Origin of the sequence: Escherichia sp. WS3227_2 (assembly GCF_046486495.1) — a bacterium.
In the GTDB taxonomy this organism is placed as follows: Bacteria; Pseudomonadota; Gammaproteobacteria; order Enterobacterales; family Enterobacteriaceae; genus Escherichia; species Escherichia coli.
Window position 1 is genome coordinate 259,845 of the sequence record NZ_JBJQLG010000006.1, and the last position, 19,222, is coordinate 279,066.

Below are 19,222 nucleotides of genomic sequence, written 5' to 3' on the forward strand. Positions count from 1 at the left end.
TTAGTCGCTTTATTGCAGGTGAGATTTGCGCGGCATCAACGGTAACACTTAAGTAACAACATTTAAATAATGTTTATAAATTATATTCTAATTTTAGAAACATTATAATTTCGTTGATTAATTATAGGGTTATTAGAAATGAAGGGATTTTTAGAATATTGACCTGGCGGCAGCAGTCCGCCAGGTCAGCGTCGAAATATTATGCCGTCCGGGCAACGGCATCACGCGAAGCAGCATCGCGCTCTTCGCCTGTCAGCTCGCTAAGTAGCCCGTTGCGCATTTCCAGCAGGCGGTCAGCGTGGATAAAGTAATGATCATCATGACTGATGGCGAAAATCGTTTTACCCATCTCCTGCATCAGCGGCAGCAGCACCTGATAAAACTCACGACGGAAGTGTGGGTCCTGATCCGCCGCCCATTCATCCAGCAGGATAATATCGCGTTCTTCTGCCAGCGCCAGCAACAGCGCGACGCGTTTTTTCTGCCCTTTCGATAACTTCAGGTTAATAATACGCCCGTTATTTAACTCAAGCTTATGAGCCATTTTCAGTTGCGCCAGCCACTTCTCAATCAGTTGCGGGTTAGCGGGTTGACCCTCCGGCCCTAGCAGTTGATCGAACAGCCAGACATCGGTAAACACTGCCGAAAACAGTTTGCGATAATCTTCCGGTTGTTCGCCGCTGACAGGTTTGCCATCCAGCAAGATTTCGCCGCTTTGTGGCTGATACAAGCCCGTCAGCAACATCGCCAGCGTCGATTTTCCGCTACCGTTGCCGCCAATCAGAAACAGCAGCTCGCCACGTTTGATGGTGAGATTAATCGGACCAACGGAAAACGCGTTATCCTGATAAGCAAATGTCACGTTACGCAGCTCCAGCGTTTGCCAGTTGGGAAACGCCTGCGGGCGCGGAAACTCTGCTTTGAAAGGCGCGAGCGCGAATTTGTTCAGCTTGTTAAACGCCACCTGCGCCGTCAGCAGCGTCGGTAATGCGCCAACCGCCGAAAGCAGCGGCGTACGCAGGAATAACAGCGTCAACGAATAGGTCGCGGCAACGTTGGTATCAGCCCAACCGAGACTGTTCGCCATCCAGAACACCAGGCCGATAGCGCCCAGCATCATGATGTTTGACCAGTTCACGGCACTAAGATGGAAGGTGTCTGCGCGGATAATATGATGGCGATACTCTTGCGCATCAGGAATGTAGAGGTTGTTAAACACATACTCGGCGCGTTCACGGTTCAGAGTCAGCTCTTTGCGCCCTTCGAGTACGGTTTGAAAATCCGTGTACAGCTTGTCTTCGGTTTCACGCAGGGTCGCCATATGTTTGTAAACCCGCGCCACCAGCACAAAACCGCCCCAGATGGTGACTGCCATCCAGATAGCCGTTACCAGCAACATTTTGCCGGACAACATCCACAGATACGCCGCGGAACCGATAGTGAGAATGATCCCCTGCACCAGTTCCGGCAGACGAACAAACGCAATAGTGATATTGCGCACATCGCTGGTTAACCCCGCCAGCAACGAGGCGCTACCGAGTTGTTCGATACGCTCGACGTGAGTATCCAGAATCCGCTTAATAAATTCGCTACGCAGTCGGTAAACAAAGTGATGCCCCAGCGTAGTAAGTGCAAGTTGCGATCCCAGTGTGACCGCCATTAACAGCAGCAATAAACCCAGAAACTCCGGCAACACCAGCAGACTGGTATCCGCCGTTTCAATAAGGCGCTGATTGATAAAAGCAATTAAGCCAATGCCTAAAGCCGCACTGGCGAGGCTTAGCGCCATCACACTGATAAATGGCCAGCGATACTGCCGCCAGACAAGTACAAGAAGTTCCATGCAGAAAACCCGGACAATGAATTACAGCCCGCAGTTTAAACATCTTCGCGCGCACAGCAATAATAATTCTTATTTTTATTCTTTTTTACCTGCCTGACGGAATGTCAGGTTGTAGCGGCAGTCGGTGGTGAGTGGATGAAACCCCGCTTTCAACGGTTGAATGCCGTGATAAAACAGCCGCGACTCACCGCCCCATACCACCACATCGCCATGTTCCAACAACAATCTTTTTAGCGGATCATTTCGTTTCAGGCCACCAAATTGAAAAATCGCGGGTAAGCCCAGAGAAACAGAAACAATTGGCGCGCGCAGATCCGGTTCGTCTTTATCCTGATGCAGCGACAGTTTCGCGCCAGGAGCGTAGCGGTTGATAAGACAAGCATCTGGCTGGAAATCTGGAAAGCCCGCCGCCGTAGCCGCACGTTGACATAAATTATGAAAACTCTGCGGCATGGCGGGCCACGGTTTATTTGTTTGCGGATCAATGGGCGAATAGAGATAACCTTGCCGATGGGTCGTCCAGCCCAGATGCCCACAGTTGGTCATCGCCACCGACATGGTATATCCGCCTGGAGTGACCATCTGGCGAAACGGCGACTGGCTGGCAACATCATTAATATCGCGGATCAGTTGCTCCGCAGCGTTAAAAGCAAAACGCCGTAAAATCACCGCACCAGCCGCCAGTGGCTCTTGCCACGGTTCAGCATCGGCAAACAGGTCCAACATTACCTCTCCTCATTTTCAACTTCGCGGCGCAGCAGTTGCGCTTTGCGCGACACGCCCCAGCGGTAACCGGAAAGTGAGCCATCACCACGGACCACCCGATGACAAGGTATAACGATAGCGAGCTTGTTGGCGGCACAGGCGCTGGCAACGGCACGTACCGCTTTCGGTTTGCCGATGGCGTTCGCCAGTTGCTGATAACTGACGGTTTCACCACAAGGTATCGTGCGCAGTGCCTGCCAGACTTGTTGCTGAAAAGCAGTGCCGCGAATATCCAGCGGTAACGTCAGCGGCGTATCGCGTTGATTGAGGCTGGCGATCACTTCACGCAGATGTTGTTGAAACGTCAGATCGGCAGGCGCGTTGTCGGCAGCGGGAAACATCTGCTGCAACTCGCTGATTAGTGTCGCGTCATCATCGCCCAGCAATATCGCGCAAATCCCCCGCTCGCTTTCTGCCACCAGGCAACGGCCCAGCTCACAATCAGCCAGCGCGTAACGCACCGCCAGATTTTCGCCACCGTGACGGAATTGTTTAGCCGTCATGCCCAGCGTTTCGTCGGCTTTGCGGTAGTAACTGCTGCTGTCGGGAAATCCGGCGTTAAGAATAGATGTAGTCACGCTCTCCCCTTTCGCCAGCGATTCGCGCAAACGGCGAGCGCGCCAGGCCTGTTGCCAGGCTTTAGGCGTCATTCCGGTAGTCGCTTTAAACAACCGATGCAGATGGAACGGACTCATCGCCACCTGGTCGGCTAAGGCTTCCAGCGTTACAGGCGTTTCCTGTTCCAGAAGTCGGCAGGCGTGGGTAATTTTATCAAGCCGATGTTGCTGGGCATTGGCTTTGTCTGGCTGACAACGTTTGCAGGGGCGAAATCCGGCGGCGAGTGCCTCGCTGGCATTTGCGTAGAAGGAGACATTTTCCCGCAAGGCATGTCTGGCGCGGCAAGACGGACGGCAAAAGATACCCGTGGTGCGCACGGCGAAAACGAATTCGCCGTCGGCATTCGGGTCGCGGGCTAAGACAGATTGCCAGCGTTGATCGTCAGTTAAGCAAGTGGCGTTTTTCATAATCAGCTCCCTGGTTAAGGATAGCCTTTAGTCTGCCCGGTCACCATCACGCAAAAACCAACAATCTTGCGCTTTAATTTTTTTCGCTGACAAGGAAGCTTTTAAACTGTGGTGACATCCAGGTTTTAAAGCTATCGTCTTCTTTGGTGATCATATAAACCGCCAGCCCTTCCCGGCGAACAACCTCTTTGGCTTTCTCCGGCCCGAGCACCATCAAACCTGTATCCCAGGCGTCGGCTTCCAGCGCCGTCGGTGCAATCACCGTCACGGACACCAGATTATGCTCGATAGGTCGTCCGGTTTGCGGATCGATAACATGAGAAAGGCGTTTGCCGTCCAGTTCGTAATAGTTGCGGTAGCTGCCGGAGGTGCTGATACCGTGGCCGTTGATATCCACCACCGCCTGAACTGCGTTTTCTTTATCGGTTGGTTTTTGAATCGCCACTCGCCACGGCTGGCCTTCACCGTTCATACCACGGCTGTTCAGCGCCCCGCCCACCGACACCAGGTAGCGAGAAATACCTTCCTGCTCCATCAAGCGTGCCAGATGATCGGCGGCATAGCCTTCGCCGACGGTGGAGAGATCGACATATAAATCCGGAAGATCTTTTTGCAGGTACTGCTGATGATACTGATTGATGACAGTCAGGTGCTGTAAGCCGGTTTTGGCTTTCATTGCATCAATTTGTTCCTGGCTCGGAATTTGTACTGGTTGTTGTTCCGGGCCAAAGCCCCACAGATTCACCAGCGGCCCAACAGTAATATCCATCGCGCCATCGGTCTTTGCGCCAATACGTAGCGAGGTGGTGACGATATCGGCCATCGCTTCACTTACCGGCCACGGTGTCAGACTTTGCGAGTCGTTAAAGCGCATCAGCGCAGAGTCTTTTTTATAGGTCGAAAGCAGCTGATCGTCAGCGTCCAGCTGGGTCTGAATCTTCTCTTTAAGTTCAGCACTGCGTTTGGCGTCAATGCCAGGGATGCTGGCACGCCAGAAGGTTCCCATGGTTTTGCCTTCAAGAACGGTAACTTCGGTAGCGTGGGTTTTGGCGGGTTGTGGTTTTTGATCGCAACCAACAAAGAAGAGCGCGGCAGCCAGCAGTGCCACGCGGGTAAAGCTTATTTCCATACGTGATTATCCTCATGCGAACGGTCGCAAGAGTACACCAAAAAAACGCGTTTGTACGCTGAAAACAATGAAAAAAGGGCCCGCAGGCCCTTTGTTCGATATAAATCGAAATTAGAACTGGTAAACCAGACCCAGAGCTACGATGTCATCAGTGTTGATGCCAGCGTCACGGGTGAAGCGGTTGTCGTCCAGCAGGTTGATTTTGTAGTCAACGTAGGTGGACATGTTTTTGTTGAAGTAGTAGGTCGCACCAACATCAACATATTTCAGGATATCTTCGTCGTCGTAGTTACGACCATTGATGACACCCAGGTTTTTACCTTTAGACTGCAGGTAGGCTACAGACGGACGCAGACCGAAGTCGAACTGGTACTGAGCAACAGCTTCGAAGTTCTGTGCTTTGTTTGCCCAACCCAAGGAACCTACGCGAGTTGCGTTGTAGGTCTGGGTGTACTGAGCAGCCAGGTAGATGTTGTTAGCGTCGTATTTCAGACCACCAGTGTAGGTTTCAGCACGGTCGCCGTTACCGATGTAAGCAGCGGTGTTCTGAGCATCAGTACGTTTGGAGCTGGAAACTGCAGCACCGATACCGAAGCCTTCGTAATCATAAGTGATAGAACCGCCAACGCCGTCGCCGTTCTGACGCAGAGCATCACGACCGTTGTTGGTCATGCCCTCGCCGCTTACGCTACCGTTTTTGCCCTGGTACTGAACAGCAAAGTTCAGGCCGTCAACCAGACCGAAGAAGTCAGTGTTACGGTAGGTCGCGAAGCCGTTACCACGCTGCTGCATGAAGTTGTCAGAACCGTAAGTGTCGCCACCGAATTCTGGCAGTACGTCGGTCCAGGAAGTTACGTCGTAAACAACGCCGTAGTTACGACCGTAGTCGAAAGAACCAACATCCTGGAATTTCAGACCTGCGAATGCCACACGGGTCCAGGAGTTTTCTTTGTTGTCTTCAGAGGTATTGCCCTGGATCTGATATTCCCACTGGCCGTAACCGGTCAGCTGGTCAGTAACCTGAGTTTCGCCTTTGAAACCAAGACGTACATAGGTCTGGTCGCCGTCTTCTGACTTGTTGTCAGAGAAATAGTGCAGGCCGTCTACTTTACCGTACAGATCTAATTTGTTGCCGTCTTTGTTGTAAACTTCAGCAGCGTTTGCTGCGCCTGCTACCAGCAGAGCTGGGACCAGGAGGGACAGTACTTTAACTTTCATGTTATTAACCCTCTGTTATATGCCTTTATTTGCTTTTTTATGCCACTGCATACTGATTAACCCTCATTAATCAGTCGGCAAGTCCATTCTCCCCAAAAATGCAGAATAATCCAACACGAATATGATACTAAAACTTTTAAGATGTTTCATTTATCGCTATAGATGTTTCAAAATGTAAATAGAAGGGAACTTTTTAAGATTATTGCGGAATGGCGAAATAAGCACCTAACATCAAGCAATAATAATTCAAGGTTAAAATCAATAACTTATTCTTAAGTATTTGACAGCACTGAATGTCAAAACAAAACCTTCACTCGCAACTAGAATAACTCCCGCTATCATCATTAACTTTATTTATTACCGTCATTCATTTCTGAATGTCTGTTTACCCCTATTTCAACCGGATGCCTCGCATCCGGTTTTTTTTACCCTTCTTTACACACTTTTCATTATTCTGTGCTACCACAGAAAAACTATAACGCTTGTTAACTATTTCACAAATAATTAACATCGGCATAATTTCCAGCAATCTTCGTTTATTTGCAATTAATTTCGTTGGGCTTTTTGTAGGTTATTTGTACAGCAAAATGGCGCTTGTACATCTATTTCACCCAATGCAGGATGATAAATATCACGGGAGAATAGAGAATCATCAATCAGGTAAGAGTCTGGAATTTCACACTGTACCCTTTATACTGCCCTATCACTTCGCGAAGTTTTAACAGGTCATAAACACGAATGCGTCAGAAAGAGACAACGGCCACGACCCGCTTTTCACTCCTACCGGGGAGCATTACCCGCTTCTTTTTACTGTTGATCATTGTGTTACTGGTGACGATGGGGGTAATGGTACAAAGCGCCGTTAACGCCTGGCTGAAAGATAAAAGTTACCAGATTGTCGACATTACCCACGCAATCCAAAAGCGCGTCGATACCTGGCGTTACGTGACCTGGCAGATCTACGACAACATTGCCGCGACGACCTCCCCCTCCTCCGGCGAAGGTTTACAAGAGACGCGCCTGAAACAGGATGTCTACTATCTGGAAAAACCGCGCCGCAAAACGGAAGCGTTAATCTTTGGCTCTCACGACAACTCAACGCTTGAGATGACTCAGCGGATGTCCACTTATCTGGATACATTGTGGGGCGCAGAAAATGTACCGTGGTCGATGTATTACCTGAATGGTCAGGATAACAGTCTGGTGCTGATCTCAACCCTGCCCCTCAAAGATCTCACCTCCGGATTTAAAGAATCGACCGTCAGCGACATTGTTGATTCACGTCGTGCAGAGATGTTGCAACAGGCCAACGCCCTCGATGAACGCGAAAGCTTTTCTAACATGCGCCGCCTGGCCTGGCAGAACGGTCATTACTTTACCTTGCGTACCACCTTTAACCAGCCGGGACATCTGGCAACGGTTGTGGCTTTTGATCTGCCGATTAATGATTTGATCCCACCGGGTATGCCGCTGGACAGTTTCCGCCTTGAGCCAGACGCGACGGCAACGGGAAACAATGATAATGAGAAAGAAGGGACGGATAGCGTCAGTATCCACTTTAACAGTACGAAGATTGAAATCTCCTCGGCACTCAACTCTACCGATATGCGCCTGGTCTGGCAGGTTCCTTATGCCACCTTATTGCTGGATACGTTGCAAAACATTCTGCTGCCACTGCTGCTGAACATCGGTTTGCTGGCGCTGGCGTTATTTGGCTATACCACATTCCGCCATTTCTCCAGTCGCAGTACAGAAAGTCTACCCAACACGGCGGTCAATAACGAATTGCGCATTTTACGGGCAATCAATGAAGAGATAGTCTCACTGCTGCCGCTCGGCCTGCTGGTTCACGATCAGGAATCGAACCGCACTGTCATAAGTAACAAAATTGCCGATCATTTGCTGCCGCATTTGAATCTGCAAAACATCACCACCATGGCGGAACAGCATCAGGGGATTATTCAGGCGACGATTAATAACGAGCTGTATGAGATCCGCATGTTCCGCAGCCAGGTCGCGCCGCGCACACAAATTTTCATTATTCGCGATCAGGATCGCGAAGTGCTGGTAAACAAGAAACTCAAGCAGGCGCAGCGTCTGTATGAGAAAAACCAGCAGGGGCGGATGACCTTTATGAAAAACATTGGCGATGCGCTGAAAGAACCCGCACAGTCCCTGGCGGAGAGCGCGGCTAAACTCAACGCCCCGGAAAGCAAACAACTGGCGAATCAGGCTGATGTGCTGGTGCGGCTGGTCGATGAAATACAGTTAGCGAACATGCTTGCGGACGATAGCTGGAAAAGTGAGACGGTGCTGTTCTACGTGCAGGATTTGATTGATGAAGTTGTGCCTTCAGTGTTGCCTGCCATCAAGCGTAAAGGTCTGCAACTGCTGATTAACAATCATCTGAAAGCACACGATATGCGCCGCGGCGATCGCGATGCCTTACGACGTATTTTGCTGTTACTGATACAATATGCCGTGACCTCAACGCAATTGGGAAAAATCACCCTTGAGGTTGATCAGGATGAGTCCTCCGAAGACCGCCTGACGTTCCGCATTCTGGACACTGGAGAAGGCGTAAGCATTCATGAAATGGATAATTTGCACTTCCCGTTTATCAACCAGACCCAAAACGATCGCTATGGCAAGGCGGACCCGCTGGCATTCTGGCTGAGCGATCAACTGGCGCGTAAACTGGGCGGTCATTTAAACATCAAAACGCGGGATGGGCTTGGTACACGCTACTCTGTGCATATCAAAATGCTCGCAGCTGACCCGGAAGTTGAAGAGGAAGAAGAGCGATTACTGGATGATGTCTGCGTAATGGTGGATGTTACTTCGGCAGAAATTCGGAATATTGTCACTCGCCAGTTAGAAAATTGGGGTGCAACCTGTATCACACCCGATGAAAGATTAATTAGTCAAGATTATGATATCTTTTTAACGGATAATCCGTCTAATCTTACTGCCTCTGGCTTGCTTTTAAGCGATGATGAGTCTGGCGTACGGGAAATTGGGCCTGGTCAATTGTGCGTCAACTTCAATATGAGCAACGCTATGCAGGAAGCGGTCTTACAATTAATTGAAGTGCAACTGGCGCAGGAAGAGGTGACAGAATCGCCTCTGGGCGGAGATGAAAATGCGCAACTCCATGCCAGCGGCTATTATGCGCTCTTTGTAGACACAGTACCGGATGATGTTAAGAGGCTGTATACTGAAGCAGCAACCAGTGACTTTGCTGCGTTAGCCCAAACGGCTCATCGTCTTAAAGGCGTATTTGCCATGCTAAATCTGGTACCCGGCAAGCAGTTATGTGAAACGCTGGAACATCTGATTCGTGAGAAGGATGTTCCAGGAATAGAAAAATACATCAGCGACATTGACAGTTATGTCAAGAGCTTGCTGTAGCAAGGTAGCCTATTACATGAACAATATGAACGTAATTATTGCCGATGACCATCCGATAGTCTTGTTCGGTATTCGCAAATCACTTGAGCAAATTGAGTGGGTGAATGTTGTCGGCGAATTTGAAGACTCTACAGCACTGATCAACAACCTGCCGAAACTGGATGCGCATGTGTTGATTACCGATCTCTCCATGCCTGGCGATAAGTACGGCGATGGCATTACCTTAATCAAGTACATCAAGCGCCATTTCCCAAGCCTGTCGATCATTGTTCTGACTATGAACAACAACCCGGCGATTCTTAGTGCGGTATTGGATCTGGATATCGAAGGGATCGTGCTGAAACAAGGTGCACCGACCGATCTGCCGAAAGCTCTCGCCGCGCTGCAGAAAGGGAAGAAATTTACCCCGGAAAGCGTTTCTCGCCTGTTGGAAAAAATCAGTGCTGGTGGTTACGGTGACAAGCGTCTCTCGCCAAAAGAGAGTGAAGTTCTGCGCCTGTTTGCTGAAGGCTTCCTGGTGACCGAGATCGCTAAAAAGCTGAACCGCAGTATCAAAACCATCAGTAGCCAGAAGAAATCTGCGATGATGAAGCTGGGTGTCGAGAACGATATTGCTCTGCTGAATTATCTCTCTTCTGTGACCTTAAGTCCGGCAGATAAAGACTAATCATCTGTAGGCCAGATAAGACGCGTCAGCGTCGCATCTGGCATTTGCACTGAATGCCAGATGCGGCGTAAACGCCTTATCCGTCCTACGAATCCCGCGATTTCCTGACCCTCTCGGCATATACCGTTAGCGTCTGTTTTATCACATCCAGCGTTACCGGCTTCGACAGGCAGCTGTCCATACCAGACTCCAGACACCGCTGCTTCTCTTCAGCCAACGCATTAGCAGTTACTCCGATTACCGGCAACGTCAGTCCCAACTGACGAATGCGTTGCGTCAAGCGGTAACCATCCATATTTGGCATGTTGACGTCGCTAAGCACGATATCAATATGATTCTTGCTAAGTACATTAAGCGCATCGACGCCATCATTCGCGGTTTTACATTGATAGCCCAACGATCCCAACTGATCTGCCAGAAGACGCCGGTTAATCGGATGATCATCCACAACCAGAATCATCATATCGTCGTTATCGCTGACCGCTTTGTCCGTCGACGGCAGAGCGTTAGCAGGATCATCGCTCTCCATCTCGATCAAATAAATACGCGCCAACAATGCCGGTAGCTCATGCGGGGCAGCCACACTGTGTACCCACTCCCCTGGCGCTTTCTCCAGCGGAATACCAATATGGCGACGACAGAAGGTCACTACCGCTCTACCCTGCCATTTTTTGCTCACTACCTCGTCAGTGATTAACACATCTTCGGGAGTCGGTTCCTGCCCTTCGTATGTTGTAACGACGATGCCGCTGCGCTGCAAACTGGTTTCCAGGAACTGACAGAGCGACGCATTGCGGACCGCCAGCCAGCAGCGTTTACCACTCAACCCTTCCACGCCTTTTTTCTGCGGGTACTGAGCGCCGTACAACGGAATACGCACGGTAAACTGGCTGCCCATTCCCGGTTCTGAATCTACCGAGATGTCGCCGTCCATCATGCTGATCAGTTTTTCACAAATCGCCAGCCCCAGACCGGTCCCCTGGAAGTTACGCTGTACGCCCGTTCCGACCTGGAAGAAGGGATCAAACAAGCGCACCACTTCTTTCGCCGGAATCCCCACTCCGGTATCGCGAACGCGGATAGAGAGATAATCGCCATCAGCGCGAACATGCAAAACTATACAGCCGGTATCGGTGAATTTTATGGCGTTACTCAACAGGTTGGAGATGACCTGCTGTAAACGCATCGGGTCGCCATTTAAGGCCACTGGCACATCCGGTTCAATAAAGCAGTACAAGCCTAGCTGCTTGCGTACCACCAGCGGTAAATAGTTGGCGGTGATGTGGTTCATCACTTCACGCGGTGAAAACTCACGCGGTTCGATCTTCAACTGTTCTGATTCAATTTTCGAGAAATCGAGAATATCGCTGATAATTTTCAACAACAGGCTGGAAGAGTTATTCATTGCCGTCACCAGCCGATCGACGCCTTTCGGTAACTCTTTGGTTTGCAACAGATCCAGGTTACCGATAATGCCATACAGCGGCGTTCGCAGCTCATGACTGACGGTGGCAAGGAACATCGATTTTGACTGGCTCGCCTGTTCCGCTGCTTGTGCCATCTCCTGCAACGACTCTTCCATCTTCACGCGCGAAGAAACATCCACCAGCACACAAATGGCCACGTTTTCATTACGATAGCGCGAATGGACGAAGCTGATTTGCAGATTGGTATTGTTGCTGGTCAGGACATCAACAAAATTGACCTGCTGCCCACAGATAATTTGTGTCAGCCGTTGGCGATCCTCATGCGTAAGCATATTGAGATAGGTATGCGCCAGTTCGTTACTTAAAATATTGACGCCATCAGCGGTACGCAAAATGCAGATACCCACTGGCGCGGAGGCGACAATCTTGCGATTAAACTGCTCATGTTCTTCCAGTCGCAGGGCGTCGCTTTCCGCCGGAATGAAAATACGTCGCTCGTACATCCGCGCGAGAGTAAACAATGCAGCTCCGGCAAGCACATTCAGCAAAATTGCGTTAAGGATCAACATGCGAATGCGTTCCAGCACCTTATCAACCGGCACCGAATACACGATGCTTAGCGATGAGGGTGGCAGATTTTTCTTCAGCACCAGCTCCCGGAACCCTTCCGTATAGCCAAACCAGGAGCGTTCCTGCATCCAGCGAGGATCGCCCTTAATTTTGCTTTCTGGTCCGGTAAGCGAAATCAGGGTATGACCATTTTCATCAAGAATGGTAACCCCCATCGGCAACGTACCAGGTAAGAAAAAGTTCTCCATCCGGATGGTCTGCTCGACACCCAAAAGCGCCTGCAACCGGTTCGCCAGATAAACTGGCGTCAACGCGTAAAAATACCCGACGCCAGGGCGCGGACCTTCGCTGATCCAGTAGAGGTTACTGCCGCTATCGTCTTGTGGTGCATTTCGATATTTATTGATGCGTTCATGCAAAGCTTTCAACGCGGTATCGCGTTCCACTGGCATATCACGCAGACCGAAATTGGCCATGCAAAGGTTATCGCTGCCGATTAAAAATACCCGGTTGAGATCGTAAGCCGCAGAGAAATTATCGCGCCAGTAGCGCATAAACCACACCAATGACTCCAGAGAGCCTCGCCAGGTGTTACTCATTGCGGAACAATCGGAGTCGGCAAACAGCGGTTCAAACGCAGGCACATCCGCCTGCGTTTCTCGTCCACGCGGGGAAAGCACACCGTTTTCTGCCGATAAGCGATTTTCAGCTATGTACTTCAGCTCTTTCATCACATCAGAGGTACGTTGAATAAAGCGCTGAGCCTGATCGGAACTCAGATTAAATTCCTGACGAATTTCCGATTCTCGCTGATGTAACGCATTCACGATGTAAAAAACGGATGAAAAAGCAATCAACAGCCAGAGCACTAACGCCAATGCTCGGAACATGTAGCGCGAGGCTTTCAGGGTTGTACGAAAAGAAGCAAGGTATTTCAAAGGGGCGAAGCTCCGCCTCAGGTGACCGATGGAGTGTGGTTAAGGTAGCGGTAAAAGCGTGTTACCGCAATGTTCTCTCTTCTCTGGAATATGATACACCGCCGAGAAATCATCACCTTAACCTCTGATAATCGTCATATACCGGACAAGACTAGTGGATTTCAGCATGCATTATATGAAGTGGATTTATCCACGCCGCTTACGCAATCAAATGATCCTGATGGCAATCCTGATGGTCATTGTCCCAACGCTTACTATTGGTTATATCGTAGAAACGGAAGGACGTTCAGCAGTCTTATCTGAAAAAGAGAAAAAACTTTCTGCCGTGGTCAACCTGCTTAATCAGGCACTAGGCGATCGCTATGATCTCTACATCGACTTACCACGTGAGGAGCGTATCCGCGCATTAAATGCAGAACTTGCCCCCATTACCGAAAATATCACTCACGCCTTCCCTGGCATCGGCGCTGGTTATTACAACAAAACGCTGGATGCGATAATCACCTACGCGCCTTCAGCGCTATATCAGAATAATGTCGGCGTTACCATTGCCGCAGATCACCCTGGTCGCGAAGTCATGCGTACAAATACCCCTTTGGTTTATTCAGGCAGGCAGGTGCGCGGCGATATTTTGAATTCAATGATCCCCATTGAGCGTAATGGTGAAATCCTCGGCTATATCTGGGCCAATGAATTAACCGAAGATATTCGCCGCCAGGCCTGGAAAATGGATGTGAGGATTATCATTGTGCTCACCGCCGGTTTGCTGATAAGCCTGCTGTTGATTGTCCTTTTCTCCCGTCGCCTGAGCGCCAATATTGATATCATCACCGATGGCCTCTCGACTCTGGCGCAAAATATTCCCACTCGATTACCACAATTGCCCGGTGAAATGGGGCAAATCAGTCAGAGTGTTAACAACCTCGCCCAGGCACTGCGTGAAACGCGGACACTTAACGATCTGATTATTGAAAACGCTGCCGATGGCGTCATTGCCATTGACCGCCAGGGTGATGTAACCACCATGAACCCGGCAGCAGAAGTCATCACTGGCTATCAACGTCATGAACTGGTAGGGCAGCCTTACTCCATGTTGTTCGACAATACTCAGTTCTACAGTCCAGTACTGGATACGCTGGAACATGGCACCGAACATGTAGCGCTGGAGATCAGTTTTCCAGGCCGTGACCGCACCATTGAACTCAGTGTCACTACCAGTCGTATTCATAACACGCATGGTGAAATGATAGGTGCTTTGGTGATTTTCTCTGATTTAACTGCCCGCAAAGAAACCCAGCGCCGCATGGCGCAAGCAGAACGCCTCGCCACACTGGGTGAGCTGATGGCTGGCGTCGCGCATGAAGTACGTAATCCGCTAACGGCTATTCGTGGTTATGTACAGATCTTGCGCCAACAAACCGGTGACCCAATACATCAGGAATATCTGTCCGTAGTACTCAAAGAAATCGATTCAATTAACAAAGTTATTCAGCAATTGCTCGAATTTTCACGTCCACGCCACAGTCAATGGCAACAAGTCAGCCTCAATGCATTGGTTGAAGAAACTCTGGTACTGGTACAAACCGCTGGCGTACAAGCGCGGATCGACTTCATAAGCGAACTGGATAATGAATTAAGCCCGATTAACGCCGATCGTGAACTGCTCAAACAGGTACTACTGAATATCCTGATCAATGCCGTCCAGGCTATCAGTGCACGAGGGAAAATTCGCATTCGAACCTGGCAGTACAGCGACTCACAACAGGCCATTTCGATAGAGGACAACGGCTGTGGCATTGATCTCTCGCTGCAAAAAAAGATCTTCGATCCCTTTTTCACTACCAAAGCCTCAGGAACCGGGCTTGGTCTGGCGTTAAGTCAACGCATCATTAATGCCCATCAGGGTGATATTCGCGTCGCCAGTTTGCCGGGCTACGGCGCAACCTTCACGCTTATTTTACCGATCAACCCGCAGGGAAATCAGACTGTATGACTGCTATTAATCGCATCCTTATTGTGGATGATGAAGATAATGTTCGCCGTATGCTGAGCACCGCTTTTGCACTACAAGGATTCGAAACACATTGTGCGAACAACGGGCGCACAGCATTACACCTGTTTGCCGATATTCACCCTGACGTGGTGTTGATGGATATCCGCATGCCAGAGATGGACGGCATCAAGACACTAAAGGAGATGCGCAGCCATGAGACACGGACACCCGTTATTCTGATGACGGCCTATGCTGAAGTGGAAACCGCCGTCGAAGCACTACGCTGCGGAGCCTTCGACTATGTTATCAAACCGTTTGATCTCGATGAGTTGAATTTAATCGTTCAGCGCGCTTTACAACTCCAGTCAATGAAAAAAGAGATCCGTCATCTGCACCAGGCACTGAGCACCAGCTGGCAATGGGGGCACATTCTCACCAACAGCCCGGCGATGATGGACATCTGCAAAGACACCGCCAAAATTGCCCTTTCTCAGGCCAGCGTCTTGATTAGCGGTGAAAGCGGCACCGGGAAAGAGTTGATTGCCAGAGCGATTCACTACAATTCGCGGCGGGCAAAGGGGCCGTTCATTAAAGTCAACTGCGCGGCGCTGCCGGAATCGTTGCTCGAAAGTGAACTGTTTGGTCATGAAAAAGGGGCATTTACTGGTGCACAAACCTTGCGTCAGGGATTATTTGAACGTGCCAACGAAGGTACTCTGCTCCTCGACGAAATTGGCGAAATGCCGCTGGTACTGCAAGCCAAATTACTACGCATTCTGCAGGAACGGGAATTTGAACGGATTGGCGGCCATCAGACCATAAAAGTTGATATCCGCATCATTGCTGCCACCAACCGCGACTTGCAGGCAATGGTGAAAGAAGGCACCTTCCGTGAAGATCTCTTTTATCGCCTTAACGTTATTCATTTAATACTGCCGCCTCTGCGCGATCGCCGGGAAGATATTTCCCTGTTAGCTAATCACTTTTTGCAAAAATTCAGTAGTGAGAATCAGCGCGATATTATCGACATCGATCCGATGGCAATGTCACTGCTTACCGCCTGGTCATGGCCGGGAAATATTCGAGAGCTTTCCAACGTTATTGAACGCGCCGTCGTGATGAATTCAGGCCCGATCATTTTTTCTGAGGATCTTCCGCCGCAGATTCGTCAGCCAGTCTGTAATGCTGGCGAGGTAAAAACATCCCCTGTCGGAGAGCGTAATTTAAAAGAGGAAATTAAACGCGTCGAAAAACGCATCATTATGGAAGTGCTGGAACAACAAGAAGGAAACCGAACCCGCACTGCTTTAATGCTGGGCATCAGTCGCCGTGCATTGATGTATAAACTCCAGGAATACGGTATCGATCCGGCGGATGTATAACGCCAAAACTTGCTATGCAGAAATTTGCACAGTGCGCAATTTTCTGCATAGCCGCTCATTCTCCTTATAAATCCCCATCCAATTTATCCCTTCATATTCAATTAGTTAAATAACAACATTCAATAATCTCATTCTGGCACTCCCCTTGCTATTCCCTGACTGTACCCACAACGGTGTATGCAAGAGGGATAAAAAATGAAAACAAAATTGATGACATTACAAGACGCCACCGGCTTCTTTCGTGACGGCATGACCATCATGGTGGGCGGATTTATGGGGATTGGCACTCCATCCCGCCTGGTTGAAGCATTACTGGAATCTGGTGTTCGCGACCTGACATTGATAGCCAATGATACCGCGTTTGTTGATACTGGCATCGGTCCGCTCATCGTCAATGGTCGAGTCCGCAAAGTGATTGCTTCACATATCGGCACCAACCCGGAAACAGGTCGGCGCATGATATCTGGTGAGATGGACGTCGTTCTGGTGCCGCAAGGTACGCTAATCGAGCAAATTCGCTGTGGTGGAGCTGGACTTGGTGGTTTTCTCACCCCAACGGGTGTCGGCACCGTCGTAGAGGAAGGCAAACAGACACTGACACTCGACGGTAAAACCTGGCTGCTCGAACGCCCACTGCGCGCCGACCTGGCGCTAATTCGCGCTCATCGTTGCGACACACTTGGCAACCTGACCTATCACCTTAGCGCCCGCAACTTTAACCCCCTGATAGCCCTTGCGGCTGATATCACGCTGGTAGAGCCAGATGAACTGGTCGAAACCGGCGAGCTGCAACCTGACCATATTGTCACCCCTGGTGCCGTTATCGACCACATCATCGTTTCACAGGAGAGCAAATAATGGATGCGAAACAACGTATTGCGCGCCGTGTGGCGCAAGAGCTTCGTGATGGTGACATCGTTAACTTAGGGATCGGTTTACCCACAATGGTCGCCAATTATTTACCGGAGGGTATTCATATCACTCTGCAATCGGAAAACGGCTTCCTCGGTTTAGGCCCGGTCACGACAGCGCATCCAGATCTGGTGAACGCTGGCGGGCAACCGTGCGGTGTTTTACCCGGTGCAGCCATGTTTGATAGCGCCATGTCATTTGCGCTAATCCGCGGCGGTCATATTGATGCCTGCGTGCTCGGCGGTTTGCAAGTAGACGAAGAAGCAAACCTCGCGAACTGGGTAGTGCCTGGGAAAATGGTGCCCGGTATGGGTGGCGCGATGGATCTGGTGACCGGGTCGCGCAAAGTGATCATCGCCATGGAACATTGTGCCAAAGATGGTTCAGCAAAAATTTTGCGCCGCTGCACCATGCCACTCACTGCGCAACATGCGGTGCATATGCTGGTTACTGAACTGGCTGTCTTTCGTTTTATTGACGGCAAAATGTGGCTCACCGAAATTGCCGACGGGTGTGATTTAGCCACCGTGCGTGCCAAAACCGAAGCTCGGTTTGAAGTCGCCGCCGATCTGAATACGCAACGGGGTGATTTATGATTGGTCGCATATCGCGTTTTATGACGCGTTTTGTCAGCCGGTGGCTTCCCGATCCACTGATCTTTGCCATGTTGCTGACATTGCTAACTTTCGTGATCGCGCTTTGGTTAACACCACAAACGCCGATCAGCATGGTGAAAATGTGGGGTGACGGTTTCTGGAACTTGCTGGCGTTTGGTATGCAGATGGCGCTTATCATCGTTACCGGTCATGCCCTTGCCAGCTCTGCTCCGGTAAAAAGTTTGCTGCGTACTGCCGCCTCCGCCGCAAAGACGCCCGTACAGGGCGTCATGCTGGTTACTTTCTTCGGTTCAGTCGCTTGTGTCATCAACTGGGGATTTGGTTTGGTTGTCGGCGCAATGTTTGCCCGTGAAGTCGCCCGCCGAGTACCCGGTTCTGATTATCCGTTGCTCATTGCCTGCGCCTACATTGGTTTTCTCACCTGGGGTGGCGGTTTCTCTGGCTCAATGCCTCTGTTGGCTGCAACACCGGGCAACCCGGTTGAGCATATCGCCGGGCTGATCCCGGTGGGCGATACTCTGTTCAGTGGTTTTAACATTTTCATCACTGTGGCGTTGATTGTGGTGATGCCATTTATCACCCGCATGATGATGCCAAAACCGTCTGACGTGGTGAGTATCGATCCGAAACTACTCATGGAAGAGGCTGATTTCCAAAAGCAGCTACCGAAAGATGCCCCACCATCCGAGCGACTGGAAGAAAGCCGCATTCTGACGTTGATCATCGGCGCACTCGGTATCGCTTACCTTGCGATGTACTTCAGCGAACATGGCTTCAACATCACCATCAATACCGTCAACCTGATGTTTATGATTGCGGGTCTGCTGCTACATAAAACGCCAATGGCTTATATGCGTGCTATCAGCGCGGCAGCACGCAGTACTGCCGGTATTCTAGTGCAATTCCCCTTCTACGCTGGGATCCAACTGATGATGGAGCATTCCGGTCTGGGCGGACTCATTACCGAATTCTTCATCAATGTTGCGAACAAAGACACCTTCCCGGTAATGACCTTTTTTAGTTCTGCACTGATTAACTTCGCCGTTCCGTCTGGCGGCGGTCACTGGGTTATTCAGGGACCTTTCGTGATACCCGCAGCCCAGGCGCTGGGCGCTGATCTTGGTAAATCGGTAATGGCGATCGCCTACGGCGAGCAATGGATGAACATGGCACAACCATTCTGGGCGCTGCCAGCACTGGCAATCGCCGGACTCGGTGTCCGCGACATCATGGGCTATTGCATCACTGCCCTGCTCTTCTCCGGCGTCATTTTCGTCATTGGTTTAACGCTGTTCTGACGGCAACCCTACAGACAGAAGGAATAA

The 19,222-nt window shown here is 50.3% G+C and carries 13 protein-coding genes; 7 read left to right on the forward strand and 6 right to left on the reverse strand.

Going from position 1 to position 19,222, the window contains the following annotated elements:
- Window positions 1-199: 199 nt before the first annotated feature.
- The 5 genes from yojI to ompC all read right to left on the reverse strand — a co-directional run bounded on the left by yojI (window position 200) and on the right by ompC (window position 5,980).
- Window positions 200-1,843, reverse strand: a complete 1,644-nt coding sequence (yojI, locus tag ACJHXB_RS11090) for a microcin J25 efflux ABC transporter YojI (protein WP_000422209.1) — start codon at window positions 1,841-1,843, stop codon at window positions 200-202.
- 75 nt (window positions 1,844-1,918) lie between these two features.
- Window positions 1,919-2,569 (reverse strand): DNA oxidative demethylase AlkB, encoded by a 651-nt coding sequence (gene alkB, locus ACJHXB_RS11095; RefSeq protein WP_000884968.1) that lies wholly within the window; start codon window positions 2,567-2,569, stop codon window positions 1,919-1,921.
- Entirely contained in the window at window positions 2,569-3,633 is a 1,065-nt protein-coding gene (gene ada / locus ACJHXB_RS11100; protein ID WP_000786360.1) for a bifunctional DNA-binding transcriptional regulator/O6-methylguanine-DNA methyltransferase Ada, read from the reverse strand. The genes alkB and ada overlap by 1 nt, the downstream gene beginning before the upstream one ends.
- A gap of 73 nt (window positions 3,634-3,706) precedes the next feature.
- Window positions 3,707-4,762, reverse strand: a complete 1,056-nt coding sequence (gene apbE, locus ACJHXB_RS11105) for an FAD:protein FMN transferase ApbE (RefSeq protein WP_000406107.1) — start codon at window positions 4,760-4,762, stop codon at window positions 3,707-3,709.
- A gap of 111 nt (window positions 4,763-4,873) precedes the next feature.
- Complete coding sequence (gene ompC, locus ACJHXB_RS11110; protein ID WP_000865595.1) at window positions 4,874-5,980, reverse strand: porin OmpC; 1,107 nt, start codon at window positions 5,978-5,980, stop codon at window positions 4,874-4,876.
- Window positions 5,981-6,718: 738 nt separating this feature from the next.
- Between ompC and rcsD the strand changes: the two genes are divergently transcribed.
- Both rcsD and rcsB read left to right on the forward strand, forming a co-directional pair.
- Window positions 6,719-9,391: a phosphotransferase RcsD gene (gene rcsD, locus ACJHXB_RS11115; RefSeq protein ID WP_001249118.1), complete on the forward strand. Its 2,673-nt coding sequence runs from the start codon at window positions 6,719-6,721 to the stop codon at window positions 9,389-9,391.
- A gap of 16 nt (window positions 9,392-9,407) precedes the next feature.
- On the forward strand, window positions 9,408-10,058 hold the full coding sequence (gene rcsB / locus ACJHXB_RS11120; protein WP_001061917.1) for a response regulator transcription factor RcsB: 651 nt from the start codon (window positions 9,408-9,410) through the stop codon (window positions 10,056-10,058).
- Window positions 10,059-10,143: 85 nt separating this feature from the next.
- On the opposite strand, the gene rcsC is transcribed toward rcsB, so the two are convergent.
- Window positions 10,144-12,993: a two-component system sensor histidine kinase RcsC gene (rcsC, locus tag ACJHXB_RS11125; RefSeq protein WP_000876041.1), complete on the reverse strand. Its 2,850-nt coding sequence runs from the start codon at window positions 12,991-12,993 to the stop codon at window positions 10,144-10,146.
- A gap of 166 nt (window positions 12,994-13,159) precedes the next feature.
- On the opposite strand from rcsC, the gene atoS reads away from it, so the two are divergent.
- The 5 genes from atoS (at window position 13,160) to ACJHXB_RS11150 (ending at window position 19,195) form a co-directional block, all read left to right on the forward strand.
- Window positions 13,160-14,986 (forward strand): two-component system sensor histidine kinase AtoS, encoded by a 1,827-nt coding sequence (gene atoS, locus ACJHXB_RS11130; RefSeq protein ID WP_001468979.1) that lies wholly within the window; start codon window positions 13,160-13,162, stop codon window positions 14,984-14,986.
- The gene (gene atoC / locus ACJHXB_RS11135) at window positions 14,983-16,368 is read left to right on the forward strand and encodes an acetoacetate metabolism transcriptional regulator AtoC (RefSeq protein WP_000125300.1); all 1,386 of its coding nucleotides are present in this window, start codon (window positions 14,983-14,985) and stop codon (window positions 16,366-16,368) included. The genes atoS and atoC overlap by 4 nt, the downstream gene beginning before the upstream one ends.
- Window positions 16,369-16,563: 195 nt before the next feature.
- Window positions 16,564-17,226, forward strand: coding sequence for an acetate CoA-transferase subunit alpha (gene atoD, locus ACJHXB_RS11140; RefSeq protein WP_000850538.1), 663 nt, complete (start codon window positions 16,564-16,566; stop codon window positions 17,224-17,226).
- The gene (gene atoA / locus ACJHXB_RS11145; RefSeq protein WP_000339065.1) at window positions 17,226-17,876 is read left to right on the forward strand and encodes an acetate CoA-transferase subunit beta; all 651 of its coding nucleotides are present in this window, start codon (window positions 17,226-17,228) and stop codon (window positions 17,874-17,876) included. The genes atoD and atoA overlap by 1 nt, the downstream gene beginning before the upstream one ends.
- The gene (locus ACJHXB_RS11150) at window positions 17,873-19,195 is read left to right on the forward strand and encodes a TIGR00366 family protein (protein ID WP_000580275.1); all 1,323 of its coding nucleotides are present in this window, start codon (window positions 17,873-17,875) and stop codon (window positions 19,193-19,195) included. The genes atoA and ACJHXB_RS11150 overlap by 4 nt, the downstream gene beginning before the upstream one ends.
- Window positions 19,196-19,222: the final 27 nt, after the last annotated feature.

Bases quoted from the DNA above. Each gene is read 5' to 3' on its own strand.
- alkB (WP_000884968.1), bottom strand. From the start codon at position 2,569: ATGTTGGACCTGTTTGCCGATGCTGAACCGTGGCAAGAGCCACTGGCG.
- yojI (WP_000422209.1), bottom strand. From the start codon at position 1,843: ATGGAACTTCTTGTACTTGTCTGGCGGCAGTATCGCTGGCCATTTATC.
- atoS (WP_001468979.1), top strand. From the start codon at position 13,160: ATGCATTATATGAAGTGGATTTATCCACGCCGCTTACGCAATCAAATG.
- rcsD (WP_001249118.1), top strand. From the start codon at position 6,719: ATGCGTCAGAAAGAGACAACGGCCACGACCCGCTTTTCACTCCTACCG.
- ompC (WP_000865595.1), bottom strand. From the start codon at position 5,980: ATGAAAGTTAAAGTACTGTCCCTCCTGGTCCCAGCTCTGCTGGTAGCA.
- rcsB (WP_001061917.1), top strand. From the start codon at position 9,408: ATGAACAATATGAACGTAATTATTGCCGATGACCATCCGATAGTCTTG.
- atoC (WP_000125300.1), top strand. From the start codon at position 14,983: ATGACTGCTATTAATCGCATCCTTATTGTGGATGATGAAGATAATGTT.
- atoA (WP_000339065.1), top strand. From the start codon at position 17,226: ATGGATGCGAAACAACGTATTGCGCGCCGTGTGGCGCAAGAGCTTCGT.
- apbE (WP_000406107.1), bottom strand. From the start codon at position 4,762: ATGGAAATAAGCTTTACCCGCGTGGCACTGCTGGCTGCCGCGCTCTTC.
- ACJHXB_RS11150 (WP_000580275.1), top strand. From the start codon at position 17,873: ATGATTGGTCGCATATCGCGTTTTATGACGCGTTTTGTCAGCCGGTGG.
- atoD (WP_000850538.1), top strand. From the start codon at position 16,564: ATGAAAACAAAATTGATGACATTACAAGACGCCACCGGCTTCTTTCGT.
- ada (WP_000786360.1), bottom strand. From the start codon at position 3,633: ATGAAAAACGCCACTTGCTTAACTGACGATCAACGCTGGCAATCTGTC.